General features: G+C 56.3%; 27 protein-coding genes. 20 read left to right on the top strand and 7 right to left on the bottom strand.

Annotation, left to right across the window (positions count from 1 at the left end):
• Positions 1-9: 9 nt before the first annotated feature.
• The 5 genes from AC2FFF_RS13415 to radC are packed head-to-tail and all read left to right on the top strand — an operon-like array spanning position 10 to position 3,863.
• Positions 10-945, top strand: a complete 936-nt coding sequence (locus tag AC2FFF_RS13415; RefSeq protein ID WP_281973409.1) for an ABC transporter substrate-binding protein — start codon at positions 10-12, stop codon at positions 943-945.
• A complete protein-coding gene (gene tenA / locus AC2FFF_RS13410) occupies positions 942-1,616 on the top strand; it encodes a thiaminase II (RefSeq protein ID WP_281973410.1) in 675 nt (224 codons plus the stop codon). The genes AC2FFF_RS13415 and tenA overlap by 4 nt, the downstream gene beginning before the upstream one ends.
• Positions 1,613-2,341: an ABC transporter ATP-binding protein gene (locus AC2FFF_RS13405; RefSeq protein WP_142637331.1), complete on the top strand. Its 729-nt coding sequence runs from the start codon at positions 1,613-1,615 to the stop codon at positions 2,339-2,341. Before tenA ends, AC2FFF_RS13405 begins: the two co-directional genes overlap by 4 nt.
• A complete protein-coding gene (locus AC2FFF_RS13400) occupies positions 2,338-3,072 on the top strand; it encodes an ABC transporter permease (RefSeq protein WP_281973411.1) in 735 nt (244 codons plus the stop codon). Before AC2FFF_RS13405 ends, AC2FFF_RS13400 begins: the two co-directional genes overlap by 4 nt.
• Positions 3,073-3,107: 35 nt before the next feature.
• Positions 3,108-3,863, top strand: a complete 756-nt coding sequence (gene radC / locus AC2FFF_RS13395; protein WP_142637327.1) for a RadC family protein — start codon at positions 3,108-3,110, stop codon at positions 3,861-3,863.
• Between the two features lie 3 nt (positions 3,864-3,866).
• Here the strand turns inward: radC and AC2FFF_RS13390 are convergent, their stop codons facing one another.
• The 3 genes from AC2FFF_RS13390 to secA form a co-directional block, all read right to left on the bottom strand.
• On the bottom strand, positions 3,867-5,423 hold the full coding sequence (locus AC2FFF_RS13390) for a phosphate ABC transporter substrate-binding/OmpA family protein (RefSeq protein ID WP_281973412.1): 1,557 nt from the start codon (positions 5,421-5,423) through the stop codon (positions 3,867-3,869).
• 25 nt (positions 5,424-5,448) lie between these two features.
• Entirely contained in the window at positions 5,449-6,375 is a 927-nt protein-coding gene (locus tag AC2FFF_RS13385) for a hypothetical protein (RefSeq protein WP_281973413.1), read from the bottom strand.
• Positions 6,376-6,475: 100 nt separating this feature from the next.
• Positions 6,476-9,193, bottom strand: a complete 2,718-nt coding sequence (gene secA / locus AC2FFF_RS13380; RefSeq protein WP_496750959.1) for a preprotein translocase subunit SecA — start codon at positions 9,191-9,193, stop codon at positions 6,476-6,478.
• Between the two features lie 176 nt (positions 9,194-9,369).
• Here secA and AC2FFF_RS13375 point away from each other — a divergent pair, with 176 nt between their 5' ends.
• The 5 genes from AC2FFF_RS13375 (at position 9,370) to AC2FFF_RS13355 (ending at position 13,322) form a co-directional block, all read left to right on the top strand.
• A complete protein-coding gene (locus AC2FFF_RS13375) occupies positions 9,370-10,218 on the top strand; it encodes a peptidylprolyl isomerase (protein WP_142637319.1) in 849 nt (282 codons plus the stop codon).
• Between the two features lie 4 nt (positions 10,219-10,222).
• Positions 10,223-11,449: a bifunctional glutamate N-acetyltransferase/amino-acid acetyltransferase ArgJ gene (argJ, locus tag AC2FFF_RS13370; protein WP_281973415.1), complete on the top strand. Its 1,227-nt coding sequence runs from the start codon at positions 10,223-10,225 to the stop codon at positions 11,447-11,449.
• Positions 11,446-11,844, top strand: coding sequence for a (deoxy)nucleoside triphosphate pyrophosphohydrolase (locus AC2FFF_RS13365; RefSeq protein ID WP_142637315.1), 399 nt, complete (start codon positions 11,446-11,448; stop codon positions 11,842-11,844). The genes argJ and AC2FFF_RS13365 overlap by 4 nt, the downstream gene beginning before the upstream one ends.
• 288 nt (positions 11,845-12,132) lie before the next feature.
• Positions 12,133-12,579: an Arm DNA-binding domain-containing protein gene (locus AC2FFF_RS13360; RefSeq protein ID WP_345741760.1), complete on the top strand. Its 447-nt coding sequence runs from the start codon at positions 12,133-12,135 to the stop codon at positions 12,577-12,579.
• A gap of 182 nt (positions 12,580-12,761) precedes the next feature.
• Entirely contained in the window at positions 12,762-13,322 is a 561-nt protein-coding gene (locus AC2FFF_RS13355; RefSeq protein ID WP_345741761.1) for a tyrosine-type recombinase/integrase, read from the top strand.
• A gap of 196 nt (positions 13,323-13,518) precedes the next feature.
• On the opposite strand, the gene AC2FFF_RS13350 is transcribed toward AC2FFF_RS13355, so the two are convergent.
• Positions 13,519-14,055, bottom strand: a complete 537-nt coding sequence (locus tag AC2FFF_RS13350) for an Lrp/AsnC family transcriptional regulator (protein WP_496708133.1) — start codon at positions 14,053-14,055, stop codon at positions 13,519-13,521.
• Positions 14,056-14,489: 434 nt separating this feature from the next.
• On the opposite strand from AC2FFF_RS13350, the gene AC2FFF_RS13345 reads away from it, so the two are divergent.
• The 5 genes from AC2FFF_RS13345 to AC2FFF_RS13325 all read left to right on the top strand — a co-directional run bounded on the left by AC2FFF_RS13345 (position 14,490) and on the right by AC2FFF_RS13325 (position 19,004).
• The gene (locus AC2FFF_RS13345; protein ID WP_281973416.1) at positions 14,490-15,581 is read left to right on the top strand and encodes an aromatic ring-hydroxylating oxygenase subunit alpha; all 1,092 of its coding nucleotides are present in this window, start codon (positions 14,490-14,492) and stop codon (positions 15,579-15,581) included.
• 19 nt (positions 15,582-15,600) lie between these two features.
• The gene (gene gloA, locus AC2FFF_RS13340; RefSeq protein ID WP_085823161.1) at positions 15,601-16,035 is read left to right on the top strand and encodes a lactoylglutathione lyase; all 435 of its coding nucleotides are present in this window, start codon (positions 15,601-15,603) and stop codon (positions 16,033-16,035) included.
• A gap of 4 nt (positions 16,036-16,039) precedes the next feature.
• Positions 16,040-16,438 carry a cupin domain-containing protein gene (locus AC2FFF_RS13335; protein ID WP_074739464.1) on the top strand — a complete coding sequence of 133 codons (399 nt, stop codon included), beginning with the start codon at positions 16,040-16,042 and terminating at the stop codon, positions 16,436-16,438.
• A gap of 103 nt (positions 16,439-16,541) precedes the next feature.
• Positions 16,542-17,981: a glutamine synthetase family protein gene (locus AC2FFF_RS13330; RefSeq protein WP_281973417.1), complete on the top strand. Its 1,440-nt coding sequence runs from the start codon at positions 16,542-16,544 to the stop codon at positions 17,979-17,981.
• A gap of 9 nt (positions 17,982-17,990) precedes the next feature.
• On the top strand, positions 17,991-19,004 hold the full coding sequence (locus tag AC2FFF_RS13325; protein ID WP_425595604.1) for an alpha/beta fold hydrolase: 1,014 nt from the start codon (positions 17,991-17,993) through the stop codon (positions 19,002-19,004).
• A gap of 413 nt (positions 19,005-19,417) precedes the next feature.
• Here the strand turns inward: AC2FFF_RS13325 and AC2FFF_RS13320 are convergent, their stop codons facing one another.
• Positions 19,418-20,005, bottom strand: a complete 588-nt coding sequence (locus tag AC2FFF_RS13320; RefSeq protein ID WP_185956695.1) for a TetR/AcrR family transcriptional regulator — start codon at positions 20,003-20,005, stop codon at positions 19,418-19,420.
• An 81-nt stretch (positions 20,006-20,086) separates the two neighbouring features.
• On the opposite strand from AC2FFF_RS13320, the gene AC2FFF_RS13315 reads away from it, so the two are divergent.
• The 3 genes from AC2FFF_RS13315 to AC2FFF_RS13305 are packed head-to-tail and all read left to right on the top strand — an operon-like array spanning position 20,087 to position 22,363.
• Positions 20,087-21,199: an NmrA family NAD(P)-binding protein gene (locus AC2FFF_RS13315; RefSeq protein WP_496882971.1), complete on the top strand. Its 1,113-nt coding sequence runs from the start codon at positions 20,087-20,089 to the stop codon at positions 21,197-21,199.
• Positions 21,200-21,246: 47 nt separating this feature from the next.
• Entirely contained in the window at positions 21,247-21,819 is a 573-nt protein-coding gene (locus AC2FFF_RS13310) for a carbonic anhydrase (RefSeq protein ID WP_142637301.1), read from the top strand.
• A gap of 55 nt (positions 21,820-21,874) precedes the next feature.
• Complete coding sequence (locus tag AC2FFF_RS13305) at positions 21,875-22,363, top strand: DUF8737 domain-containing protein (protein WP_142637299.1); 489 nt, start codon at positions 21,875-21,877, stop codon at positions 22,361-22,363.
• 198 nt (positions 22,364-22,561) lie between these two features.
• Here the strand turns inward: AC2FFF_RS13305 and AC2FFF_RS13300 are convergent, their stop codons facing one another.
• Positions 22,562-23,455, bottom strand: coding sequence for a LysR family transcriptional regulator (locus AC2FFF_RS13300; protein WP_221929485.1), 894 nt, complete (start codon positions 23,453-23,455; stop codon positions 22,562-22,564).
• Positions 23,456-23,530: 75 nt separating this feature from the next.
• Here AC2FFF_RS13300 and AC2FFF_RS13295 point away from each other — a divergent pair, with 75 nt between their 5' ends.
• On the top strand, positions 23,531-24,445 hold the full coding sequence (locus AC2FFF_RS13295; RefSeq protein WP_281973421.1) for an NAD(P)-dependent oxidoreductase: 915 nt from the start codon (positions 23,531-23,533) through the stop codon (positions 24,443-24,445).
• Between the two features lie 138 nt (positions 24,446-24,583).
• On the opposite strand, the gene AC2FFF_RS13290 is transcribed toward AC2FFF_RS13295, so the two are convergent.
• Positions 24,584-24,913: an arsenate reductase family protein gene (locus tag AC2FFF_RS13290; protein ID WP_281973422.1), complete on the bottom strand. Its 330-nt coding sequence runs from the start codon at positions 24,911-24,913 to the stop codon at positions 24,584-24,586.
• Between the two features lie 310 nt (positions 24,914-25,223).
• Here AC2FFF_RS13290 and AC2FFF_RS13285 point away from each other — a divergent pair, with 310 nt between their 5' ends.
• Complete coding sequence (locus AC2FFF_RS13285) at positions 25,224-25,526, top strand: SH3 domain-containing protein (RefSeq protein ID WP_142637291.1); 303 nt, start codon at positions 25,224-25,226, stop codon at positions 25,524-25,526.
• Positions 25,527-25,694 lie beyond the last annotated feature (168 nt).

Raw genomic sequence — 25,694 nt, 5'->3', positions numbered from 1 at the left:
CCGCGAGATATGAAAAAACTGATCGCTGCAATCGCCCTGCTGGCTGCCGCGCCGGCCTGGGCCGAGGATAAGATGACCGTCTTGTTGGATTGGTTTGTAAACCCTGACCATGGTCCAATTATCGTCGCACAGGAAAACGGCTATTTCGCCGACCAGGGGCTTGAGGTTGAAATCATTCCGCCCGCGGACCCCTCCGCGCCGCCGCGCCTGGTGGCTGCCGGTCAGGCCGAGCTGGCGGTATCCTATCAGCCGCAGCTGCATCTGCAAATCCATGAGGGCTTGCCGCTGAAACGGGTCGGCACGCTGGTTGCCACCCCGCTGAACTGCCTGCTGGTGCTGGATGATGGCCCGATCAAGTCGCTGGCCGATCTGCGGGGCAAGAAAATCGGTTTCTCGGTCGCCGGTGTCGAAGAGGCGATCCTGACAACCCTGCTGGGGCAGCATGATATCGGTCTGGATGAGATTGAGATGGTCAACGTCAACTTCTCGCTGTCGCCGTCGCTGATGACCGGTCAGGTGGATGCAGTTATCGGGGCGTTCCGGAATTTTGAGCTGAACCAGATGGATATCGAAGGTGTCGCGGGTCGCTGTTTCTATATCGAAGAGGAAGGCATCCCACCCTATGACGAGCTGATTTATGTCGCCAATCCCGATACGATGGATGCCGACAAAATCGCCCGTTTCTTGGCCGCGACCGAGAAAGCGACCCAGTATATCGTCAACAACCCGGAAAAAAGCTGGGAAATCTTCGCGGCCACCTCGACCGAGCTGAAGGATGAGCTGAATGCCCGTGCCTGGGTCGACACGCTTCCCCGGTTCGCGCTGCGTCCGGCGGCGTTTGATGCGGGTCGCTATGCGCGGTTCGAGGAGTTCCTGAAGAACAGCGGCATGATCGACAGCCTGAACCCGGTCAGCGACATTGCCATCGATGTGACCGCGCAATGAGCAATTACGGCAAAGCTTTCGCATTGATGCGGGATGCCGCGCAGGGGCCGTGGCGGGATTACACTCGCCACACCTTTGTGGAAGGGATGAAAGACGGAACGCTGCCGCGCACGGCGTTCCTGCATTACCTGCGACAGGACTATGTGTTCCTGATCCATTTTTCCCGCGCCTGGGCACTGGCGGTTGTTAAGTCCGAGATTCATTCGGAAATGCTGACGGCTGTGGCCACAGTAAATGCGTTAGTCGCCGAGGAAATGCAGCTGCATATCGGTATCTGTGAGGCGGCTGGGATTTCCCATGAGGAGCTGTTCGCAACCCCTGAACGCGCCGAAAACCTGGCCTATACACGCTTTGTGCTTGAGGCCGGGTATAGCGGTGATTTGCTGGACCTGCTGGCGGCTCTGGCCCCCTGTGTGATGGGCTATGGCGAAATCGGGACGCGGTTGGCCTCCGAGGCAACTTCCGAGGTCTATCGTGACTGGATCAATACCTATGCCAGTGACGACTACCAAGGCGCGTGCGAAGCGGTCGGAGAACTGTTCGATCAGGCTCTAACACGGCGTATTGGTGAGGACTTTGCAGCCTCGCCGCGCTGGGATCGCCTGTGCCAGACCTTCCGCACGGCAACCGAGCTAGAAGTCAACTTCTGGCAAATGGGCCTGACCCCATGACCCCGGCGCCCGATCTGAGCATCAAAGGCACGGCCACGATTGACGGAGCGACCCTGTTCGCGCCGCTCACCCTGACCCTTGGGGCCGGGCAGTGGACTTGCCTGCTGGGCGGATCGGGCGTCGGTAAAACCACAATTCTACGTCTGATTGCCGGGCTTGATACAGGTGCCGTGTTCACCGGGCAGATCACCGCCGGCGATGGTGCTCCGATGCAGGACCGCGTGGCCTATATGGCGCAGGATGATCTGCTGCTGCCCTGGGCAACGGTCGCACAGAATGTCTCGTTAGGTGCGCGGCTTCGGGGCAAGTCGGTCGATCTGGAGCGGCGCAACCGTCTGATTCAGCGCATGCGATTGCAGGATCATATGACCAAGAAACCCGCCGAACTGTCGGGCGGCCAACGCCAACGCGTCGCTTTAGCCCGCACGCTCTTGGAGGATCGCCCGATTGTTCTGCTGGATGAGCCGTTCTCGGCGCTGGATGCCCGCACTCGGGCCGATATGCAGGACTTGGCGGTCGAGGCGTTGCAGGGCCGGACCGTTTTGCTGGTGACACATGACCCGGGTGAGGCCGCCCGGCTGGGCCAGTCCATCATGGTGATGACACAGCAGGGCCTGACCCCTTGTGAACCGCCGCATGCACCTGCCCCGCGCCATGTGGACGACCTTGAGACGCTTGAGACGCAAGGTGCGCTGTTGCGCTTGCTGCGCGAGGCGGTCGCATGAAATATCTCTCAGCCCTTGCAGCCACCGTGTTCGCGATTGCCATTTGGCAGGGGATCGTCTGGACGACCGGCTTGCCTAAGTTCATCCTGCCAAGCCCCACCGTGGTGGCCGAGACCTGGTGGCAAAACCGTTGGCTGATCGCCGAACACACTTGGATCACTGCGGTTGAGGTGGTGATTGGACTGGCCTTTGGGACGGTTCTGGGTGTGGTTACGGCGCTGCAATTGGCCAATTCGCGGGCGGCGCGAGTTCTGGTACAGCCGATGCTGGTGTTCACGCAGGCTCTGCCGGTTTTTGCGCTGGCCCCGTTGCTGACGCTTTGGCTGGGCTATGGTCTGTGGTCCAAGGTCGCGATGGCGGTGCTGATCATCTATTTCCCGATCACCTCGTCTTTCTTCGATGGGTTGATGCGGACGCCGCAGGGCTATCTGGACCTTGCGCACACGATGCAGGCCAGTCCGCGTGCAGTGCTGTGGTATATCCGCATCCCGGCGGCGATGCCCTCGCTGGCGTCGGGGATGAGGCTGGCCGCCGTCTATGCGCCGATCGGGGCGGTGATTGGTGAATGGGTCGGCTCGTCCCAAGGGTTGGGATATTTGATGCTGCTGGCCAATGGCCGTGCAAAGACCGATCTGATGTTCGCCGCGATGCTGACCTTGGGAGTGTTTTCCATCGTGTTGCATATGGTTGTCCGCCGCGCCACTGCCCGCATGGCAGGTGAGGTGCGTTAACCATCTGGAAACCGATTCTGCGTCAGGCTGAGAGCATGACACAGGACGCCTTTTCCGAAGCCCCAATGCTGTTCGATACAGACGAAGCCCCCGCGCAGCCGCTGCCGACGGGTCGGTTACCCTCCTACATCAAAGATCATCGCAAGCGGCTGCGCGAACGGTTCCTGTCTGGCGGGTCCGCCGCCATGCCGGATTATGAGCTGTTGGAGTTGGTGCTGTTCCGTTCAATCCCCCGGCAGGATGTGAAACCGCTGGCGCGTGCGCTGATGGATACGTTCGGCGATTTCAATCGGGTGCTGACCGCCCCCGAGGAACGGCTGTGCCAAATCAAAGGTGTCGGGGATAGCGTGATCACTGATCTGAAAATCCTTGAGGCCTGCGCTCATCGCATGGCCCGCGCGCGGGTGATGTGGCGACATGTGATTTCCGGATGGGACGCATTGCTGGACTATTGCCACACCACCATGGCCCATCGTGAGACCGAACAATTCCGTGTGTTCTATCTGGATCGCAAAAACGTGCTGATCGCTGATGAGGAACAGGCCAAGGGCACGGTGGATCATGTCCCAGTCTATCCGCGCGAGGTTGCCAAACGGGCGCTGGAGCTGAATGCCTCGGCGTTGATACTTGTACATAACCATCCGTCAGGTGACCCGACCCCGTCGCAATCGGATATCGACATGACCAACCGAATTCAGGATGCATGCCTGGCACTGGGCCTGACGCTGCATGACCATCTGATCATTGGAAAGTCGAACGAGTTGAGCTTCAGGTCCGAAGGCTATCTGTGAGTGCTATTGAACCCAGACCTCGACCCGGCGGTTGACCTTTCGGCCCCATTCCGTGTCGTCGCAGGCCATGGGCATGGCCTCGCCAAAGGCGTCGACCGTGATTTCGACGCTGTCCCCGATAGCGGTTTCAATCTCGGCCAATACGGCATTGCGAACGGTTTTTGCCCGCAACAATGCGATCCGCGCATTGGTTGACGCTGCCCCTTCGCCATCGCTGAAGCCGACAAACCTAAGCTTTCGGGCATCGAGGGTCCCGGATTCCAAAAGAAGGGCAAGATGTCGGATATTGGACCGTGACTGCGCATCCGGGCGCGAGGAACCGGGCTCGAACCGGAAGGACAATGACAGGCGGGACATGGGTCTGAAAATCTCGACCAGCCGCTGAAGTTCCTCCAAACCAACTTCTGATCCGCCCGACGCGATAGCATTGGCAAGTCGATCCCCTTGCACCCCAAGACCCATAGTCTCGGGGGTTTGATCGACAAAGCCAGCTTCGCGTATTGCCATCTGCGCCTCGATTCCTTGGGTGTAGGCCAGGAATTGACGTGCAAAACGCGGCAATCGCCTGTCCGGCAGGTATAAAAACATAGGTGAGGTCAGCGGATAATCTTCGGTCTTGATTGACTGCCGAGTAGCCGCCAGCGCATGACCGCACCCGCCGGTCAAAGGCAGGGCACGCGCGGTGCTGGCTTCGGCTTGGCTTGCGACACCTATTGAAAAGGGATCCGCAGCAACGGTACGCACCAGATCAGTACTACGGTCATGCCGAATGGCCGCCTCGGAAAGGGCTGTGCCGGAGGGTCTCAGAAGCCTGTCTTCGACATTCTGGGTCAGACCCGAACCGGCTTCCGGAAGGTGCAGTGAAATTGGCGCATCGGGCCCGCCCAACTCGGCCCAACTCGTAATCTCGCCCGAAAACACCCGGGTTAATTCCTCAAGCGAGATTTGCTGTAACGGGTTCGAGTTGGCAACGATTGGTACCAAAGCGTCCAGCGCGATGATGCGGGCCCGGCGGGAGCGGGTCAGATCGCCAAGGCCTACCGCTTGTGCGGCTTGCTCCTCTTCGGGTCGGATTTCGCGCAACGCCAGAACAATATCAGCCTGGTTTTCTGCTTGCGCCCTAAATCCGCGCTCAGTGTTCCCTGCGTCAAAGAAGAACCGACCCAGCGGTGCTGCCCGCCCGGGTTGGTGCAGTTCGTAAGAAAATGTGTTGGTGGTCAGCCTGTTTGGGGTCGCCGACAACCCTTGCTGCTGTGCGAAGCCAACAACCAGCGCTGGTAGAACTTTTTCCGCCATGACCGAAGATCCGGCAAATCGGATTTCAGCCACAAAATCGGTCAGGCTTGGGCAGGCAGGTCCGGTACAGGTCACACCGGACCCATCAACTGTCAGCGTGCCGAATTGTGTTGCCACACGATAGAACTCGCCGTCAAATCCCAGCAGGTCACCGGTGACTTCGACCTTGCCGTCATGCGATCTAAGCGAGATGTCTTGCGCCTGTGCGCCCGACGCGATTGTAACGGAAGCCAGTGCAGCCGCTGCCACACGAAAGAATGTCATAAGATGCCCGAGCCTGCCTGCGGATTTAGTTTGCGGCGATTGTCAGGTCTTGGAAGAGATTATTCAACACCAGAAACTCTCCGGTGCGAGAGCATTCAGGAAAACTCAGCGTCCTGTCTTTTGATCTCAACCGATCATCCCGCAATTCAAGCGACTGGATGTTCAGGTCGCGCCCGCAATTTTCTGAAGTCACCTCGGTTTCGACAGTGATTTCTATCGACCCGTTTTGGTTGGAAAGACCAGCAGGGAACGAATAGATTTCGATGTTTTTCATGTCCCCGGTTCCGGTATTGCCCAGACGCACTACCTGTCCGGCGCCTTCGGTCGGGGTCTCGGCCGAGACATGGCCATTGCCGCCATAGATGGCCCCGAATTCCAGCGCATGAATTTGAAGGTCAGTTTCACCCTGCCATTGCAGGGCAATGCGTTCGTAATTGGCAATGTCAGCGATATGGGTGGTTGCGACTGTTCCATGCTGGTCTTCAAACGAGATCAGAAAGATCGCATATTCTGACAGGGCCGGGATTGTCATGTCCATGCGCCCTACTGCGTCGGTGCGCTGTGTGACTGTCAGACCGCTGTGGTGAATTTCCACGGATTCATTACTGTGGCAGGGGGCGTTGACGACCAGCCGGGCGGCAGCGCCGGGAACGGCAGTAGCGCGCGCACTGAGGGTGCAGTCAACGGAATTGACAGGTTCTGATCGACTGGATTCGATAAAACGGCTGTCGGACCTAGTCTCTTTGCTTGTTCCGTGAACCGGCGCAGATGAGGTCAGAACGACTTCGCTTAACCCGGGGATGATTGAAGCCTGATCCGTAACTGATGCCACATCAACAGAAGCCCGCTCCCCTCGCGGTTGCGCAGGGGTTCCGTTCTGCATGAGGTAGCCAATGGCCAATGCACAAGCAACGGTGCCGCCAGTGGTTACGTAGTTCTTAATTACAAACAAGACACCCTCCCCAGTTGAAGGAGCGATTCGCACCCTGCAGTTGAATCACGGCTAATATGTGGCCGTGAGGCGGACTCATTGTGTCTCGATTGTGGTGACGTTAGGTCAACCGGCCATGGCAATGCTTAAACTTCTTGCCTGAACCGCAGGGGCACTTGTCGTTGCGCGACGGGTTTCCCCAAGTTGCCGGGTCGTCTTCGACAAATCCAGGCCGCGCATCACCCGAGGCTTCGGCCTCGGCCACCGCTTCGGCGTGACCAGTGGCCTGATCTACCGCCTGCTGCGCCCGTGCCTGCTGTGCTTGCATCTGGGTCAGCATTTCGCGCTGTTCCTCTTCGGTCAGCGGTCGCACGCGGGAGAGCTGCTGGGTCACGGTTTCGCGCAACGAATCCAGCATGGATTCGAACAGCTGGAAGCTTTCGTTCTTGTATTCGTTCAGCGGGTCGCGCTGGGCATAGCCGCGGAAGCCCACGACCGAGCGCAGATGTTCCAGCGTCAGCAGATGTTCGCGCCATTTGCTGTCGATCGTGTTCAGCAAGACCTGCTTTTCGATGTTGCGCATGTTCTCGGGGCCGAACGCGGCCACTTTTTGCGCCATCATCTCGTCAGCGGCGTTGATCAGCCGTTCGCGCACCTGCTCGTCATCTACGCCTTCTTCGGCGGCCCAGTCCTGAACCGGGGCGTCAATGGTCAGCTTGTCCTTAACCGCCTCGTGCAGACCCTCGGTATCCCACTGATCAGCATAGGATTTCGGCGGCATATATTCGTCGATCAGATCGTCGATCACCTGTTCACGCATGTCTGATACGATTTCGGACAGATCGTCAGCGGACATGATTTCGCGCCGTTGGCTGAATACCACCTTACGCTGGTCGTTCATCACATCGTCGAATTTCAGGACGTTCTTGCGCATGTCAAAGTTGCGACCTTCGACCTTGGATTGCGCCCGCTCCAGCGATTTATTCACCCAGGGGTGGACGATGGCCTCACCTTCTTTCATGCCCAGCGTGGTCAGAACCTTGTCCAACCGTTCCGAGCCGAAGATGCGCATTAGGTCGTCTTCGAGGCTGAGGTAAAACACGGTGCGGCCCGGATCACCCTGACGGCCGGACCGGCCCCGCAGCTGGTTGTCGATACGGCGGCTCTCGTGCCGTTCGGACGCCATGACATACAGCCCACCGGCAGCCAGGACCTTTTCTTTTTCTTCAGCATGGCGGGCTTCTTCCGCGGCACGCAGCTCGGCCGGGTCGGCATCGGGGTTTTCTTCCAGCGCCTGCAGAACCTTCATTTCCACATTGCCGCCCAGCTGAATATCAGTACCGCGACCGGCCATGTTGGTGGCGATGGTTACTGCGCCATATCGGCCCGCATCGGCAACGATCTGCGCCTCTTGCTCGTGTTGGCGGGCATTCAGAACATTGTGCTGGATACCCTCTTTGGTGAGCATCTGGCTGAGCAATTCGGACTTTTCGATGGAAGTGGTGCCCAGAAGGACCGGTTGTCCGTTTTTCTGGGCTTCCTTTGTCTCGTCGATCATGGCGCCGTATTTTTCGGCTGCGGTACGAAAGACCTGATCGTCCTCATCCAGACGCGCGATCGGTTTGTTGGTTGGTACTTCGACAACGCCCAGACCGTAGATTTCGGTAAATTCCTCAGCCTCGGTCAGCGCGGTGCCGGTCATGCCGCCCAGCTTGTCATACAGGCGGAAATAGTTTTGGAACGTCACGCTGGCCAATGTTACGTTTTCGGGCTGGATCTGCACGTTTTCCTTGGCTTCGATGGCCTGATGAAGACCTTCCGACAGGCGACGACCTGGCATCATGCGACCGGTGAACTCATCAATCAGAACGACATTGCCGTCCCGCACGATGTAATCTTTGTCACGTGTAAACAGCTTATGCGCGCGCAAGCCCTGGTTCACGTGGTGAACGACCGTGGTGCTTTCAGGATCATACAGCGAATGGCCTTCTGGGATCAGGCCGTTGGCAATCAACTGTTGCTCCAGAAACTCGTTACCCTCATCCGTGAAGGTCACGTTCCGGGACTTTTCGTCCAGCGTGAAGTGATCTTCTCCCAATGACGGGATTAGCGCATCAATCGCGGTATACAGGTCCGACCGGTCCTCGGAGGGCCCGGAAATGACCAGCGGCGTCCGCGCCTCGTCAATCAGGATCGAGTCGACCTCATCCACGATCGCGAAATTGTGGTGTTTCTGGTAAATTTGATCCAGTTCCGCCTTCATATTATCGCGCAGGTAATCAAAACCCAGCTCATTGTTGGTGGCATAGGTCACGTCACAGGCATAAGCAGCCTTTTTCTCGGCATCGGGCTGCCCTGACCAGATGACACCGGTGGTCATGCCCACGGCGGCAAACACCTTGCCCATCCATTCCGAGTCGCGCTTGGCCAGGTATTCGTTCACCGTGACCACGTGCACGCCCTTACCGGTCAGCGCGTTCAGATAGGCGGGGAGGGTCGCAACCAATGTCTTGCCTTCACCCGTTTTCATCTCGGAAATATTGCCTTGATGCAGGAAGGCGCCGCCCATCAACTGCACATTAAAGGCACGCAGGCCCAGCGCGCGTTTTGCCCCTTCGCGTACGTTTGCAAACGCCTCGGGCAGCAGATCATCCAGGCTTTCGCCTTCCAGCGCACGTTTGCGCAGCTCGGCGGTCTTTGCGATCAGGCCTTCATCCGACAGATTCTCGAACTCGGGTTCCAGCGCGTTGATCTGTTCGATCAGGGGGCGGGTCGCCTTGATCTTGCGGTCGTTCGGTGTTCCGAACACCTTTTTGGCGAGCGTTCCGAGTCCCAGCATGTTCACTCCAGCGGATCTGTTCTTGTCTTGGTTTTGACAGGCTTGCCCACCTTGCGCGCAACCCATAGATACGGGGGGTGAAAGGCGGCCCTGTCCAAGGCTTCAAAGCGATGTAAGCGGCAGGTTCCAGAGTGTCAACGCTGCGCCCTGCCGTGGCAAAGAAATAGGATGATTCCATGCCCAAAGGCCTCACTTTTCTGCCATCGCTGGCCCTTGCAACGGTGATGGCGCTGCCATTGGCCGCCGAAACCAAGCCCGATGCCAGCACGGTGGTCGCCCGCGTAAACGGTGAAGAAATCACTCTGGCGCATGTGATCGCAACAGTTGCGACACTGCCCCCCAACTACCAGCAGGTCGAAGATGATGTTCTGTATGATTTCATCATCGAGCAGCTGATTCAGCAGCAGTTGCTGGGCCAGGAGCAAGAAGGGCTGAGCAATCTGAACGCCTTGGCCATCGAGAACGAGACGCGGTCGTTGCTGGCGGTTCAGACCGTAAATGCCCTGATCGACGAAGTTGTAACGGCAGAAACCATTCAGACCGCCTATGATGCGCGCTTTGCCGAGTTTGAAGGCGAAGATGAGTTTAATGCCAGCCATATTCTGGTCGAGACCGAGGATGAGGCCAAAGACCTTAAGGCTCAGTTGGATGATGGCGCCGACTTTGCCGAGCTGGCCAAAGAAAAATCAACCGGTCCTTCCGGCCCGAATGGCGGGGTGCTGGGTTGGTTCGGCAAGGGGCAGATGGTTCCCGAGTTTGAAACCGCCGTTGTCGCGCTTGAGAAGGATCAGGTGTCGGACCCGGTGCAGACACAGTTTGGCTGGCACGTGATCATTCTGAATGACAAGCGCAAATCCGAAGCGCCCGCACTTGATGCGGTACGCGACGAGCTGGCACAGGATCTGCAAAGTGAAGCTATTCAGGCCCGTATCGGCGAATTGACCCAGGCTGCACAGATCGAACGTCCTGCGCTCGAAGATGTGACCCCGGGCATCGTGCGTCAGTTGGACTTGATTCAGGAGTAACCCCGTGGCCTCGATCACCAAAGTCTCTCCGCTGGCCCCGGCGGCGTTTCCCGAATTGCCCGCGATTGACGGTGTGCGCTTTGCGACCGTCGAAGCCGGCGTACGCTATCAAGGCCGCACTGATGTGATGCTGGCGGTCCTTGATCCAGGCACTTCAGTGGCTGGGGTCTTTACCCGCTCGGCCACACGCGCGGCACCCGTGCTGGATTGTCAGGACAAGATCGGCGGGCCAAGTGACGGGCCGGCGGCGATCCTTGTGAATTCGGGCAATGCCAATGCATTTACCGGGCATTATGGCCAAAGCTCGGTCGCCGAGGTGACGCAAGCAGTGTCCAAGACCACAGGCGTACCGGTCGAACGGGTTTTTACCTCGTCAACTGGTGTGATCGGTGAACCCTTGCCGCATGACCGCATCGTGGCGCAGCTTGAGGCCCTGAAATCCGGCCTCAGTCGCCACGCAATCGAAGATGCAGCGCGGGCCATCATGACCACGGATACCTTTCCGAAAGGAGCCTCGGCGCAGGTCGAGATTGATGGGAAAACGGTCTCTATTGCGGGGATTTCCAAGGGTTCTGGCATGATCGCGCCTGATATGGCGACGATGCTGGTTTATATCTTCACCGACGCCCAGGTCGAGCAATCCGCGTTGCAGCAGATGCTGGGTGCGCAAACCGACCGCACTTTCAACTGCATCACCGTCGACAGCGACACTTCGACGTCGGACAGCCTGCTGCTGTGTGCTACTGGGGCTTCGGGGGTGGATGCGACAGACAATGCCGCCTTTGCTGAGGCTTTGGAAACCGTGATGCTGGACCTTGCCCAACAAGTGGTACGCGATGGCGAGGGCGCCACGAAATTCGTAGAAATTCGTGTGACCGGGGCTGTCACCGATGCCGACGCCAAGGTGCATGGATTGGCGATTGCCAATTCACCACTGATAAAAACCGCCATTGCGGGCGAAGACCCGAATTGGGGCCGCGTCGTCATGGCCATCGGAAAATCGGGTGCAGCTGCCGACCGTGACCTGCTGAGCATTTCTTTCGGAGACATCCTTGTGGCCGAAAAAGGTTGGGTCAGTCCCGATTACCGCGAGGAAGACGCCGCCGAATACATGAAAGCTCAGGACCTTGTAATCGGCGTCGATCTGGGGCTGGGCGCGGGTAAATCCACCGTTTGGACCTGCGACCTGACCCATGGCTATATCGAGATCAACGCGGATTACCGGTCGTGAAAACAGTTCTGGTTTCTGCGGTCGCCCTGATAGACATTGAGGGCCGGGTGCTGCTGGCGCAGCGCCCCGAAGGTAAATCCATGGCGGGCCTGTGGGAGTTTCCCGGCGGCAAGATCGAACCCGGCGAAACGCCCGAGGTCGCCCTGATCCGCGAACTGTACGAAGAACTGGGTATCAACACATGGTCCTCCTGCCTTGCGCCGCTGACCTTCGCCAGCCACAGCTATGATGATTTTCACCTGCTGATGCCGCTGTTTGCCTGCCGCAAATGGGAGGGCATTCCACAATCGAAGGAAGGACAGGCGCTGAAATGGGTGCGTGCGAATGATCTGCGCAGTTACCCGATGCCTGCGGCAGATGTGCCGTTGATCCCGATTTTGCGGGATTGGCTTTAGGGTCCCGGTTCGATCTTGTCTGGACGCTGGAATTCAGCGCGCGATTTAAACCTATTGCAGCGCTTAGGCGCAGGCAAGAAACGGAAAAACGCACGAGCGCAATCGCTTGAAAAGTAGGGAGATGTTTGGAGTTTGGTGCCCAGGAGATGCATTTAGACCTTACACCACCATACCCCACGACATTCCACTTTCTTATAAAAACCAACACCCTAAGACTTTAGCTATTCCGTTATGTGTCAGGATATAGCAGGATACCGCAGACAATAAGGTGGATAGGAGGGTGGACGAATGGCGCGGCCTATCCGTAAACTTTCGGCCGCAGCGGTGAAGGCAGCAGGCCCCGGTAAGCACAACGATGGTGCCGGATTGTGGTTACACAAGCGCCAAGATGACGGCGGGCAATGGTTCCTCAGGATCACGGTACACGGTCGCAGGCGTGAAATGGGCCTTGGGTCCATTGCAGATGTATCGCTCAAAGAAGCAAGAGAACACGCGGAACAGTGGCGCGCCTTTGCCCGGAAGGGTCTTGATCCAATCAAAGAACGCGAAAAACAACGGCGTGAGGCTGAACGCAATTTACATTGTTTGGCGGATGTCGCATTGGACGCGTTCGAAAGTCGGAAGGCCGAACTCAAAGGCGACGGTAAAGCTGGGCGCTGGTTTTCTCCTCTAGAACTACATGTCTTACCCAAACTGGGTAGATCCCCGGCTCAGATATCGATCAGATCGACATAAGAGACGCTCTGAAGCCCATTTGGCACTCCAAAGGGGGAAAAACTGCCCGGAAAGCCATTAATCGCCTCAGCATCGCTCTAAGGCACGCTGCGGCGCTAGGGTTGGACGTAGATTTGCAAGCCACCGAAAAAGCCAAAGCGCTTCTTGGTAAATCTAGGCATACGCCACAACACATTGCTGCCATGCCGTGGATTGACGTTCCAGAATTCTACAGAACCCTAGAAGTGCCCACGACAACCAATCTGGCCCTGCGGATGCTGATCCTGACGGCAGCCCGCTCAGGTCCACTCCGCTTTATGAGATACGATCAAATTGAAGATGACATTTGGACAATCCCTGCGCATCAGATGAAGGGCCGGTTAGGCCAAACGGCGGATTTTCGCGTGCCTTTGTCCGGCGAAGCCCAGCGCGTGGTTGACCTCACCAAACCCTTCTACCGTGATGGTTTTCTCTTCCCCGGCCTTCGCAAAGGAGTGATTTCGGATATGACGATGGGGCAACATATGCGCAAGGCAGGTTTGCCATATAGGCCTCATGGGTTCAAATCCAGCTTTCGGGATTGGGTGGCGGACCGAACCAATGCGCCAAGGGAAGTCGCAGAAACCAGCCTTGGCCATGTTGCAGGAAGTCAGGTCGAAAGGGCGTATCGCAGGACGGATTATCTGGAGCAACGTCGACTAATCATGAACGAATGGGCTCGTTATGTAACTGGCGAGGAAGAAAGCATCCATGATGATTTCTGAACCGTCCGCCCGAAGCCCAAGCGGTAACTCGCTGCAGGATCTGACATTCAAAGCGAAATATTAGACAACATCGTTCGCGCAGTTCGGAAGACGGATGGCTGTCGGGGTCGGCATTAAGATCGGCGCTGAACATCTCCCCAAAAACCCTGTTGAAACCCTTTCGCATTAGAAACGTCAGCGATCGGCTTCTTCCTCTTCACTCCTTCACATCCTGCTTTAGCAGAAACTGATTCTTGAAATTCTTCAGCCCCGGCATAACATCGGCATTGGCGATATCGTCACTCGCATGGATTTCATGCTCTAGAAATTCCTTCAATGCGTCACCGTGGTCACTGACCAGTTCAATGATCAGGTCGTAACGTCCCGCGACCCACAGGATGAAAACAACCCTTGGGTTCTTTTCAAGGCGCTTCGCCACCTGGCGTGGGGTCACGCCAGCGGCCACATTCAACCCGATCATCGCGTCGGTTGTGTATTCTGTGGCCACCGGATCCGACATCGCAACGATCCGCAACATGTTGTTGTCTCGCAGACCGCTCACCCTGTTGCGGATGGTTCCTTCGGACACATTCAACTGCTGTGCAATTTCCGAAAAAGCCATCCGACCATCTTGCTGCAATAGCCGGATGATCTGCTGGTTCAAGTCATCCTTTGGGGACCTAATGCTCTGTGCGGAGGCGCGCACGTTTGATTGCTTTTTGACTGCCATATACCCGATGCTCGATTGCTGCATTCGTAGCTGAGACTAGGTGAGGACATCGAAATTCGCAATTCTCTCCTAAGAATTCTGTGGCAGGAAGTGCAGAAAACGACATCTTTTGCCCTCGACACCGCAGCTTCCAAGGACCGTGACGCGGGCCTATTGCCAAATTTTCTGTAAAATCCCGCTGAAATTGCGGCTCTCGCAATCCACACGACCTGGTTATTCGAAATTCGCACTTCCATGCCGTTTTTTGACCAGATTATTTCTGATTCGTGCCCCAAAATCCCAAAATATTCGCGAAAATCGAAAGAATGTTAGGCGGCTAATGCGATATTCGCAGTCGAAACTTCAATTCCCGGCGCGGCGGGACAGAGTCCGCAAGTAGGAAGACCGCGAGAAACGGTAAAACCATGCGCCTGTCGTTGGACCGACGGGTACAGGTGGCAGTGTCGAAGGGAGGACAAATGACAATTGCCGAGGATAGAACTCAGGCCATTGGAGGGCCTCAGCACGGGCTGACCGCCGGGGCGTATCGCAGCGAAGAGTTCTGGCAGCGGGAATGCCAGACTGTCCTGGCCAAGAACTGGGTGTTCATCGGGTTTGCCCATCAGATGGCTAACCCCGGTGATGCTCATCCGGTTACCTGCGCAGACTTACCACTGCTGGCGGTGAGCGGTCGTGACGGCGACATCCAGGTGTTTCACAATGTTTGCTTGCACCGGTGTATGACATTGGTCGACAAGCCCAAGAATGTCGGCAAGCTGATCCGCTGCCCCTATCATGCCTGGGCTTATGACCTGGATGGCCGCCTGCGGGCTGCACCTCATTTTGCCGGAACCGGCAAGCAGGAGTTCGACGGCTTTGACATCAAAAATCATCGCCTCAAGCCTGTACGCACCCATGTCTGGCATGACTGGATCTTCGTCAATCTGGATGGGAACGCGCCTGATTTCGAAGACTATGCCGCGCCTTTGATCAGCCGGCTGGAGGGGATGGATTTCACCAGAGTGGAACCAATTGGCCTGCTCGACTTTGGTGAGATTAGCACCAACTGGAAGCTGATCATGGAGAACTTTATTGAGCCCTACCACGTTCAGTTTGTCCATGCCTCAACCACTGATCAACCATTGGAAAACCACTATACAATCACCGATGGCACCTGCATCGGCAGCGCGGTGGATCTGAACGAAGAGTTGGGCACATCCGGCAGTCTGGGGGTCAGCTCTCGCTATCTGACCCTGTACCCCAATTTTATTCTGGGCCGCTATTTTCCGGATCAGCTGGGCGTATATCTGAACGTGCCCATTGGTCCCGGAAAGATGCGCCAGTACCGAGCACTTTACACGACAGAAGGCCAGGAACTGAGCGCCGAGGAAGTACAAGCCCTCAGAAACCTTTGGTGGGATGTCCACAAGGAAGATCACGAGATGGTTGAACGCATGTTTGAGGGCCGCAAATCCCCGGTCGCCGAGGATGGGGGCCTGTTGTCGCCCGCTTGGGAGGACAGCGTCCGCGCCTTTCAGGATCTGATCGAGCGCGACGTGGCCGGTACTTAAGCAAGAAGGAACAATATCGATGAACAAGTCCATATCCAAAGGGTTTCGTCTGGCCCATACGATGATGCGGGTCACCGACATGGAGAAGTCACTGGATTTCTATTGCGGAATTCTGGGTATGGAAGTGCAGCGGCGCACGGACTACCCCGAAGGCAAATTCACCAATACCTTTATCGGCTATGGGCCCGAGGCCGAGTTTCCCACGCTGGAGCTGACCGCCAATTGGGATCAGGGCACGCCTTATGACAAAGGCGACGGTTGGGGTCACATCTGCATCGAAACGCCAGATGTTTATGCCGCGTGCGAACAGCTGGCTGCGGCCGGGGTAAACATCACCCGCCCACCGGGGCCAATGAAAAACGGCACAAGGGTCATCGCCTTTTGCGAGGACCCTGACGGTTACAAGGTCGAATTGAACGAATCCATACTGAAACACCTGGCACAGGAAGGCTGACCAAATGGGTGACACACCTCAACTTTTCAAATTCGATCTGGTTCAAAATCGCTACGACTCGATGGGCGACAGCGACACTTACATCAAACCAATGGTGACCAGCGAATTCAGCAAGTCCATGTGCGGCGGTATCAACGTCCTGAACAACATCAAGGTGCCGTGGGATCTGACCTGCGACGAAATCATTTATTGCCTTGAAGGTACTTTCCGGTTGGTTTGCGATGGCGAAAGCTATGTTTGCAATCGCGGTGACGTGCTGTTTGTCCCCAAGGACAACCACATTTCCTACGAGTCGGATGGCAAATGCGTGATCTTCTATGCCGCCTACCCTCACAACTGGAAACAGCTTGCCGGGATCACGCAGGTTCCGGGCATCGACCCTGACGATTTTGTCCCTGGCTGAACATCTTAACCGCTGAGCGACAGAACAACCGAAACCAGCACCAACACTGAGGGATCACCTTCGGTGAACCAAATCTGATTGCCATTCGATGGGAGGACGCCGAATGCCCAAGGACAATGCCAGCACCCGCATCTACTACGAGACTTTCCATGACGCTGTCGAGCGTAACCGCCCGCGTATCGCAGAGGTACGGCAACGTCTGGAGGAGGCTGGCGTCAAATACGTGATGGCTGCCTGGATTGACCTGCACGGTATTCCAAAAACCAAACCCGTACCGATGAGTGATTTTGAACCGCTATGCCTTGGGAAAGGGCCACAATTCGCGGTGCATTCGATTTCGTACGTGCCCGAGCTAAGCCCCGCCGACAGCGATCAGGTAGTGGTTCCGGATCTCGATGCCGTCTACGTCTGTCCGTGGGACACATCGATGGCGATTATTTTCTCGGATCTCTATTGGGAAGATGCGCCTTATAATGTCTGCCCGCGTCAGGCCCTGAAACGTGCCATGCACGAGGCTGCGCAGGAAGGGTACACAGGTTATGCTGGGGTCGAGCCCGAATTCATTGTGATGAAATACGACGACGCCGGTCAGCCGGTGAAGGCGTTTGACGACGACCCTGCAAGCGGCCTTCGGCCCCGCCGTCAGGCGTTTGGCTATGACGTTGAATACTCGATCGACTCGATGGCGTTTCTGAAAGACATGATCGACATCATCGAGGGTCTGGGTTGGAACCTGCATGACGTGGTGGCCGAGGGTGCGTATTCGCAGTTCGAGCTGGATTTCCACTACACCAACATGCTGGAAATGTCTGATCGGCTGGCATTCCTGCGCATCACCCTGAAAGAAGTCGCAAAAAAGCACGGGATGTTCATCACTTTCATGCCGAAACCGACAGTGGGCGATTGGCGGTCTGGCGCGCATATCAACATGTCGATGCAGCATGAAAGCCGTCCGGGCGAGAACATTTTCGAAACGCCGGATGGCGATTGGAGTGACGAAAGCCGCTGGGCAGTTGGCGGACTGATGCAGCATGCAGAAGCAATCACCGCGATCACCTGTCCGACGGTGAATTCCTATAACGGTCTGGTGCCACGTGTTGGCGGCTTTGAAGGCGGCACGGTCACATGGGCCCCGACAAATATCACCTACGGCTTCAACAACCGATCCGCCCAGTTCCGCCTTCCGCAAAGCCGCCACTGCATCGAAAATCGCGCCTGTGACATGACAATGAATGTCTATCTCGCGATGGCGATGCACTTGAGCTGCGGAATAAAAGGCATCAAAAACAAGATCGATCCGGGCAAACCAACAGATTTTGATTTGTACTCAAAGACTGAATCCGAGCTTGCCGAGCTCGGTATACGCAGGCTTCCGCGAACTTTGTTCAACGCTATTGAGGCTCTGCGTCATGACGAGATGGCCGAACATGTGATGGGGCGCGTGATGCGCAACTCCTATCTCGAGTACAAGAACGACGAATGGGAGCGCTATCACCAATCGGTCACTGACTGGGAAGTGCAAGAGTATCTGAGGCTGTACTGAAAGATGGTCGTGGATGAGTTTAGGACATTCGACCTTGGAGACTTCCCGCTTCTATCGGGTCAGGTTTTGCGCGACGCCAAACTTGCCTATCAAACTTACGGCACGTTGTCGGCCACCCGAGACAATGTCATCGTCCTACCGACCTTCTACACGGGGACAAATACTCGGAACGAAGGGTTCTTCGGCCCCGGTCGCGCTATTGACCCAAGCCGCCACTTCATCGTCAGTCCAAATTTGTTCGGCAATGGCCGTTCGTCTTCGCCCTCGAATACGCCCTCCCCTCAAGACGGCCCGCGATTTCCGTTGGTGCAGATGTGGGATAATATCGCGGCGCAGCATCGGTTGATCCAAGATCACCTCGGCATCGAAAAGATCGCGCTGGTCGCCGGCTGGTCAATGGCGGGCTGTCAATCCTATCAATGGGCGGCGCAATACCCGGATATGGTACAAGCGATCTTGCCTTTCTGCGCCTCGGCCAAAACCTCACCGCATAATTTCGTCTTCCTCGAAGGGGTCAAGGCCGCCCTTTGCGCGGACCAGAATTGGAACGGCGGCAATTATGACAGCCCGCCCAAGGCCGGGCTCAAAGCCTTCGGTCGGGTCTACGCAGGCTGGGCTTTCTCTCAGACCTTTTACCGCGAGGGGCTTTATGAGCAGCTTGGATTCCAATCCATTGAAGAGCTGATGCAAGATTGGGAACAGGACCATGTACAAAGCTGGGATGCCAACAATCTACTGGCCAAGCTTGCCACCTGGCAGGCTGGCGACATCTCTGCCGGGCCACTTTACAATGGGGATTACAAACTGGCGCTGGGTGCCATCAAGGCGCGTGCCATCCTGATGCCCTGCACTCAGGACCTCTATTTCCCTCCTGAAGACAATGAAATTGAGGCCCACCACATGCCTAACGCCATCTTCCGTCCTTACGACTCGCCATGGGGTCATTGCGCCGCCAATCCTGGTAACGACAAAGGCTTTGCGGCACAGTTGGACGTTAATATCCGCGAGCTCTTAGAAGAATAAGACCTTGTAAATAAATGAGAGATTGTACTCATTCATTAGCGACTGGTACATTCCTTCAAATGAAGGGCAGCAATTCGGCAACAGAACTGCAATCGCAGTGGATTAGCTATAGTTACGCTCTGGGTAATTCGTTCGATGTTGCCAAGTCCGCATTACTGCGCATAACAGACGTCGATGCCAGTCGCGGCATTCGAAACATTGGACTCACTGCTACCGTCGGATGCGGCGCAGAATGACTCCCAAGCCAAGATAAACCCTGTCCTGTACGGCCCAAACCAGCCGTTTGCCTCACCACTCGACGCTGCAGCGCAGCCTGCGCATTGCTGCCGTTCGTGCACCTTGCAGCATTGTCGAACAGCGGGTGACGGCAAACCACAACATAGCCGTCAAATTCTCGGGATACTCTGCGATAGTTAGGATCTTTCTTTCGGCCAATAATCCTGAAGCAAACCTATGGCTGTGCGCCCTGCTTCCAGCGCTCGGTCTGCCTCTTCTTCGGATTCCGTCAGACGAGCCAGGGTAATCGTGCCCATCAAGAGCGCCATCGCAGCTAAGCCCTGACCCGAACGGGTTTCCGACGTGTCCTGCAAAAGGGCCGCCATGCGATCTAACGCCTGTGCGCCCACTTGATGGGGCGCGCCCGTTGTGCGGGCAAGCTCTGTTCCCATCGCCGCCAACGGGCATCCGTTCCGACTATCTTGAGCGTGAGCTTGGGAAAGATACTTAGCTATGTAGCCTTGGCGCTCCTTCTTTCGCCCTTCGCTGGTTTCTTCGCGCTCCATGTCGGAAACCACATCGTCGACTGCGTGCCAGAAGGCTGTCGCGATCAAATCCTCTTTCGACTCGAAGTGCCGGTAGAAACCGCCATGTGTCATTCCGGCTGCCTTCATGACGTCAGCGACGCTGGTCGCTTCGACCCCGCGTTCGCGGAACAACTGCGCTGCAGCATCCAGTATCCTGTTGTGACTGCGCTGTTTCTCCGCTTCCGACATCCTCGGCATTTTCGCGCTCCCAGACGGGGTTGACATTTAAGATTATATGTATCATCTAAATTATAGATTGCAAGCATCATCTAAAGGAGCGTGCCCGTGCCTACCAAACCCAAGATCCTTGTCACAAGTGCAAGCGGTAAGACCGGACTGCAAGTTGCACATCAGCTCAGAGCCAAGGGTTACCAAGTCCGTGCGTTCATACGACAGAGAGATCATCGTTCTGACATGCTAGATCGCGCGGGCGCTGAATTATTCGTGGGTGACCAGTATTCGCTGAGCGACATGCGCAAAGCCATGAAAGGCGTGCAGCGGGCGTATCAATGCGCCCCGACGGCACCCAACGGGCTGCACTTCACCGCAGTCTTCACCGCTGCGGCTTACGAAGCAAAGGTTGAACATGTCGTTACACTTAGCCAATGGCTTTCGAGCGTAGATCACCCATCACTGTTTACACGCGAAGTTTACTTGGGCGACATCCTGATCGGCATGCGCCCCGAGATGTCCGTAACCACGGTGAATGTCGGCTGGTTTGCTGAAAACTACCTGATGGTACTGGGCATGGCGGCCCATCTTGGGCAGTTCACGATGCCGCTCGGCGACGGCGACGTGAAGAAGAATGCCGCCCCCTCAAACGAAGACATTGCCAGCGTAGTTGTCGGTGCCTTGACGGATCCGGCACACCATGCAGGCAAGACATATCGTCCCACGGGCCCAACGCTGTTGTCACCCAACGAGATCGCTGAAGCAATGGGCCGGGCGCTGGGGCGGCGGGTACGTTATGTCGACATTTCCGAGCGTATGATGGTCAAGGCGCTGAAAGCCCTTCGCCCAGCAAACTATTCGGAAGCGGCAGTCACCCAGCTTGCAATCTATTCAGAAGAGTACCGGCGAGGCGCCTTCGCGGTGAACGCCCCAACCGAAGACGTGTTCCAAGTCAGCGGGCACGAACCTGAAGCCTTCGAAAGCATTGTACGGCGCAAGGTCGCTGATCAACCGGGCCTGGCGCGCAGCCTACCAGGCAGCATTGGCGCGATCGGCAGCTTTCTAAAGATCCTCACGACGCGCCCCTTCGATCTTGATCGCGCCCAGATGCAGCGAGACTATGTACAGCTTTCTTCCCCGTCGTATTGCCAAGACGACGCCGCGTGGGCGGAAAGTCACCAGCCCACCGCCAGAAAGACCGCACCGATGCGTGTCGCCTGACACTACGCAAGACGAAGGATTGTCCCCCAAGACGAAAGGACCTCTGAATGAACATTCAGGACGAACTTATCACTCGAAACCAAGAATTCGCGGCGGGCTTTGACAGTGCTAACCTGCCGATCCTGCCAAAGTTGCGAACGGTTGTGCTGACTTGCGGCGATGCCCGGGTCGATCCCGCGCACATCCTCGGACTGGAGCTTGGTGATGCGGTTGTAATCCGAAACAATGGCGGACGGGTTACACGCGCTGCAATCGAAGAAATCGCCACCCTCGCCTTTCTGGTGAGCGTCATGACGGAGGGCCGCGAACAGGCGTTCAACGTAATCCTGATGCAGCACACACAATGTGGAGCCCAGCGGCTGTCCAATCCAGACCTTCAGGACGCGCTGCTGAAAAAGCTTGGGATAGATGTGTCCGAGTACGCGATCACGGATCAGGAAAGCGACCTTTTCGCAGACATCAAGCGCCTAGCGGTAGCACCGGAGGTACCGGACGCGATCACCGTCTCAGCCTTGCTTTATGATGTCGCCACTGGAACAGCCCACGAGATTGCTCCGGCCGCATCATTGGGGGCGATCCGGGCCGAGGTGAGCGTATCGCAAACTGCGGTTCGAGGGTGAAGGTCTGCCTACCTCCAATTCACGTAAACAAACGCATATCGAAAGGACCGATCAGATGACGCCCACAGTGATATTCCTTCTTCAGTTCGCGATGAGTCTCTTTGTCTTTGCTCTGATCGCGGCGTGGTACGTTGCACCCTGGCTTGCACGGCTGTCGGCGGCGGCAGCGCTCTCAATCCTGCTGTTGCCGCATGCATTCCGACACATCGGAATGAGCTTCTTGGTACCAAATCTCAACAACGGAGGGTTGCCCGAGGCGTTCGCAACCAGCGCCAGCTATGGCGATTTACTCTCGGCGTTTCTGGCAATCGCCGCGCTTATCGCTTTGCGATGGGGATCAGTGGCCGCCCTTCCGTTGGTGTGGGGTTTCAACATCCTAGGTACTGTAGATCTGGTGAACGCCTTGCGCCAAGCCGAGGCAATTAACTACTTTGGCCCCACTTGGTTCATTCCAACATTCTTTGTCCCGGTACTTTTGGTCACGCATGTGATGATCTTTGCACGGCTGTTGAAGGCAGAATGGCCCAAGGCGGCGTCGGCATGACAGAACAAATGTGCTTCTCAGGCAGGCAGTGCTGCTGCCTGCCCCACTGAGTCTCACGGCCCACACCGGACCTTCGCCCCTGCCATTAACGCAGCGGTGCGGCATCCACAGAGCGGACCTTCAGTCGTAGCGCAGCATTGTCGGGTCGTTACCTTGTAAGCCAGACCCTATTTGACTCTAACCGGTGCTCTTTATCGTCTACAACAGGTGACCGGGCGGCCATCGGAACAGGCTTTTCTCATATTCGGTAATTGATTTTGAAAGCCACTGTATGAACAGTTTTGCCACTGGCCGAACCGGACCAGACAGCGTGACAAGGTAATAGCCGATCCGTGGTATTGGATCATCAAACAGCGCCACGAGTTGTCCTGACTTCAACTCGTCAGAGACAAAGGCCGGTACTGTCGCCCCGATACCGTCACCTCGGCGGATGCCATCCAACAGCATGTTGCCCGGCATGCGGATCACTTTCCGTTCCGCTTCGGGCGGGATGCCAGCCTTTTCCAGCCACAGATCAAACTCGACCGACGCCTGTTCCTGAAGAAGTGTGAAATCAAGCAATTCTACAGGGTTTTTGAGCACCCTGTTTCCGATCAGTTCGCGGGACGCGACGACCGTCAGACAACCAGGTAGCAGCATCTGCGAGACAAGCCCTGACCAGCGACCTGTTCCGTATCGGACGGCCATATCAATTCCGCCCGGCTTGAGATCGACAGCCTGGATCGTTGAATCGATCCTCAATTCGATATTGGGGAATTCATCAATGAACGTCGACAGCCGCGCCATGAGGAACGCGCTTGAAAACATCGGAGTCGCGCTGACCACCAACGGTCGAACCGACTCTGCACTCGTCACCCTCTCGGTCACAGAGGCCATTTCAGCGAAGGCTTCAAGCAAACCAGCCGACAGGAATTCGCCTTGCGATGTCAGAGAAATACCGTGCCGGGTACGAGTGATAAGCCGGGTGCCGAGTTGTTGTTCTAGCCCGCGGATTTGCTGGCTGACTGCGGAATGGGTCACGTTCAGTGCCTCTGCCGCCCGGGTCAGATTTTGAAACTCGGCGGCGGCGGCGAAAGCTCTGAGAGATGTCAACGAGGGAAGCGTGCGCCAATCCATAAGTTAGACCATCTAACAATATAGAAAAATTTACAACTATGTCATCTCCCCATGCCGGCGCATGCTGGTGCTGGAACTCATTGGCGGACACAGGAGGCTAAGATCATGAAACTTGCTGTATTGGGACTGGGCAACATGGGGTCAGCGCTGGCGCATTGCCTGCTCAAGTCAGGTCACGATGTCAGCGTTTGGAACCGCACGCCGGAAAAGGCAGAGGTTTTCGCTGAGGTTGGCGCCACCATCTGCTCCTCACCGAATGATGCCATCGCGGCGTCTGATTTTGTCATCATTTGTATCAAGAGCCACACGGAAACAGTTGAACTAGTCAACGGGCTGAGTCTTTCGCTAGAGGGTAAGACTATCTGCGACATGAGCACAGGCGATACCTCGGATGCCGATAGACTGGTCGCCATCCTGGAGAAACAGGGGGCTGGCTACATGCTTGGCATGATCAATGCCTACCCTTCTGGCATTGGCGGTGACGAAACCACAATCCTGACGGTCGGCAGTGCCGGTACCTGGGACCGTTATGGCAGCGTCATCGGAAACTTGGGTGGAAAGTCCGCCCATGTTGGAGAGAAGCCAGCGGCGCTTGCCGCGCTCTTCGCCGGCCTCTTCACGGTTCGGCAGGGGTTTATGTTCGGAATGATATACGGTGCACTTGTTTGTCAGAAAGCGGGCATCCCGATGCAAGTTTATGCCGACCAACTTCCTGCCACGATCAAATTGGTCAAGGACTACCATGATCTCTTTGCCAGAACCGTTCCGACCGAGGACTACGACAATGCAGAAGCCTCTCTGAAGGTTTACGCGATGGCGCAAGAGGATGCGTTGAAGACCTATCTCTCACTTAATGCTCCCGCTGATTTCATCCGGTTGATGCATGACCGAACCAAGACGGCTTGGGACGATGGCCATGGCGACAGACAGCTGACCTCACTGGTCCAGCATATGACCGATGCCTGATGCAAAAAGGCTCTCCGCCCATTGCAGACGTTCTGCAGCTACCACGATCTACCGAACGGCACTCCGAGAGCGGGCATTCGGCCATGTGCAGCATTTCAGCGGGTTTCGTTAAGCTAATTATGCATTTTTTTTAAAAACTCAGCTCTGTAGCAAAGCGACTTGAATCGTCTCATCCCAGCCAAGATACAACACATCCCGATCGCGTATTACCGGGCGCGCCATCACCTTGGGTTGGGCCGAAATCTGTGCCTCTACTTCCGAATTTTTTAGCCAGTCATTAAGCGCTCGGTAATCGTTCGATTTTCGGTCCACCAGCAAGTCCCCGAATTCTGCAATCAGCTCAGCCAGCTCCGCTTCGGTCAGAGGTTCCGCCCTGACATCGCGGAAAGTGACTTCCTTGCCTTCTGCCTCCAACGCCTTTCGGGCCTTCTGGCAAATCGCGCAGGTGTTCAATCCATAGATCATCATGTCGCGGTCTCTTTTGCAGCCATCTCGCAACCTCACGCATCAACCCCTCCAACGCAACCATTTGATCTGGCATAGCTGCCCACATGTATCCCACGCTACGAACATTGTTCGTCGTTCCTTGAGGTTTCTGGATCAACCCATTCCAGTAAATCGCCTGACAATCGAGATACTGCGTTGCGGCCCTTCGAACCGGGCGTGGCAGTCATAGCCACCAGACTTTGGCCAATTTGCGCATTCCTGTCTTAGGGTTATTCCTCTTGGTGAGCTGAATCGCTACGATTGTAGATGAGGCAACAAGCAGGATAACGCGATGCGCAGTGCAATCTTCTTACCCGTAGCGGCAATGTTCCTGGGGGCCACAATATACGCTGCACCAGCAACGGCCGCCTCACTCGGACGATACGAGGTTTTTGGCGTCGAAGACGGTGACATGCTGAAAATGCGTGGTGGACCCGGAACAGGCTACAATGTGATTGTTGGTCTGCCAAATGGAACCGCCTTACGTGTTCACAGTTGCGAGCAAACCGGTGGCACTCGTTGGTGCCGCGTTTCTTTGGTGCGTGCGCGTGGGCTCAAAGGGTATGTCTCCTGGGCATATTTGCGAAAAATTTGATACAATGGAGATCAGCATTGCCATGTTAACAGCGACCATGAAATGTCGATGGAAATTGCCCTTTCTGTTCAATTGGCATCGTTCAACATGGGCTTAGGTTCTGGACCTATTAATTTGGTTGCCGTCATCCCGCCTGCGTGATTCATACCCGTGAGTTTCAGGGGTATA

It is taken from the genome of Ruegeria sp. YTSA226 (genome assembly GCF_059609905.1).
This window is presented reverse-complemented; position numbering and strand designations above follow the sequence as displayed.

Excerpts from the sequence above, each read along its gene's own strand:
- AC2FFF_RS13375 (WP_142637319.1), top strand. The coding sequence starts at position 9,370 with ATGCCCAAAGGCCTCACTTTTCTGCCATCGCTGGCCCTTGCAACGGTG.
- AC2FFF_RS13360 (WP_345741760.1), top strand. The coding sequence starts at position 12,133 with ATGGCGCGGCCTATCCGTAAACTTTCGGCCGCAGCGGTGAAGGCAGCA.
- AC2FFF_RS13405 (WP_142637331.1), top strand. The coding sequence starts at position 1,613 with ATGACCCCGGCGCCCGATCTGAGCATCAAAGGCACGGCCACGATTGAC.
- gloA (WP_085823161.1), top strand. The coding sequence starts at position 15,601 with ATGAACAAGTCCATATCCAAAGGGTTTCGTCTGGCCCATACGATGATG.
- AC2FFF_RS13345 (WP_281973416.1), top strand. The coding sequence starts at position 14,490 with ATGACAATTGCCGAGGATAGAACTCAGGCCATTGGAGGGCCTCAGCAC.
- AC2FFF_RS13295 (WP_281973421.1), top strand. The coding sequence starts at position 23,531 with ATGCCGGCGCATGCTGGTGCTGGAACTCATTGGCGGACACAGGAGGCT.
- AC2FFF_RS13320 (WP_185956695.1), bottom strand. The coding sequence starts at position 20,005 with ATGCCGAGGATGTCGGAAGCGGAGAAACAGCGCAGTCACAACAGGATA.
- radC (WP_142637327.1), top strand. The coding sequence starts at position 3,108 with ATGACACAGGACGCCTTTTCCGAAGCCCCAATGCTGTTCGATACAGAC.
- AC2FFF_RS13285 (WP_142637291.1), top strand. The coding sequence starts at position 25,224 with ATGCGCAGTGCAATCTTCTTACCCGTAGCGGCAATGTTCCTGGGGGCC.
- AC2FFF_RS13335 (WP_074739464.1), top strand. The coding sequence starts at position 16,040 with ATGGGTGACACACCTCAACTTTTCAAATTCGATCTGGTTCAAAATCGC.
- AC2FFF_RS13400 (WP_281973411.1), top strand. The coding sequence starts at position 2,338 with ATGAAATATCTCTCAGCCCTTGCAGCCACCGTGTTCGCGATTGCCATT.
- AC2FFF_RS13350 (WP_496708133.1), bottom strand. The coding sequence starts at position 14,055 with ATGCAGCAATCGAGCATCGGGTATATGGCAGTCAAAAAGCAATCAAAC.
- tenA (WP_281973410.1), top strand. The coding sequence starts at position 942 with ATGAGCAATTACGGCAAAGCTTTCGCATTGATGCGGGATGCCGCGCAG.
- secA (WP_496750959.1), bottom strand. The coding sequence starts at position 9,193 with ATGCTGGGACTCGGAACGCTCGCCAAAAAGGTGTTCGGAACACCGAAC.
- AC2FFF_RS13415 (WP_281973409.1), top strand. The coding sequence starts at position 10 with ATGAAAAAACTGATCGCTGCAATCGCCCTGCTGGCTGCCGCGCCGGCC.
- AC2FFF_RS13355 (WP_345741761.1), top strand. The coding sequence starts at position 12,762 with ATGCCGTGGATTGACGTTCCAGAATTCTACAGAACCCTAGAAGTGCCC.
- AC2FFF_RS13305 (WP_142637299.1), top strand. The coding sequence starts at position 21,875 with ATGACGCCCACAGTGATATTCCTTCTTCAGTTCGCGATGAGTCTCTTT.
- AC2FFF_RS13390 (WP_281973412.1), bottom strand. The coding sequence starts at position 5,423 with ATGACATTCTTTCGTGTGGCAGCGGCTGCACTGGCTTCCGTTACAATC.
- AC2FFF_RS13330 (WP_281973417.1), top strand. The coding sequence starts at position 16,542 with ATGCCCAAGGACAATGCCAGCACCCGCATCTACTACGAGACTTTCCAT.
- AC2FFF_RS13290 (WP_281973422.1), bottom strand. The coding sequence starts at position 24,913 with ATGATGATCTATGGATTGAACACCTGCGCGATTTGCCAGAAGGCCCGA.
- AC2FFF_RS13310 (WP_142637301.1), top strand. The coding sequence starts at position 21,247 with ATGAACATTCAGGACGAACTTATCACTCGAAACCAAGAATTCGCGGCG.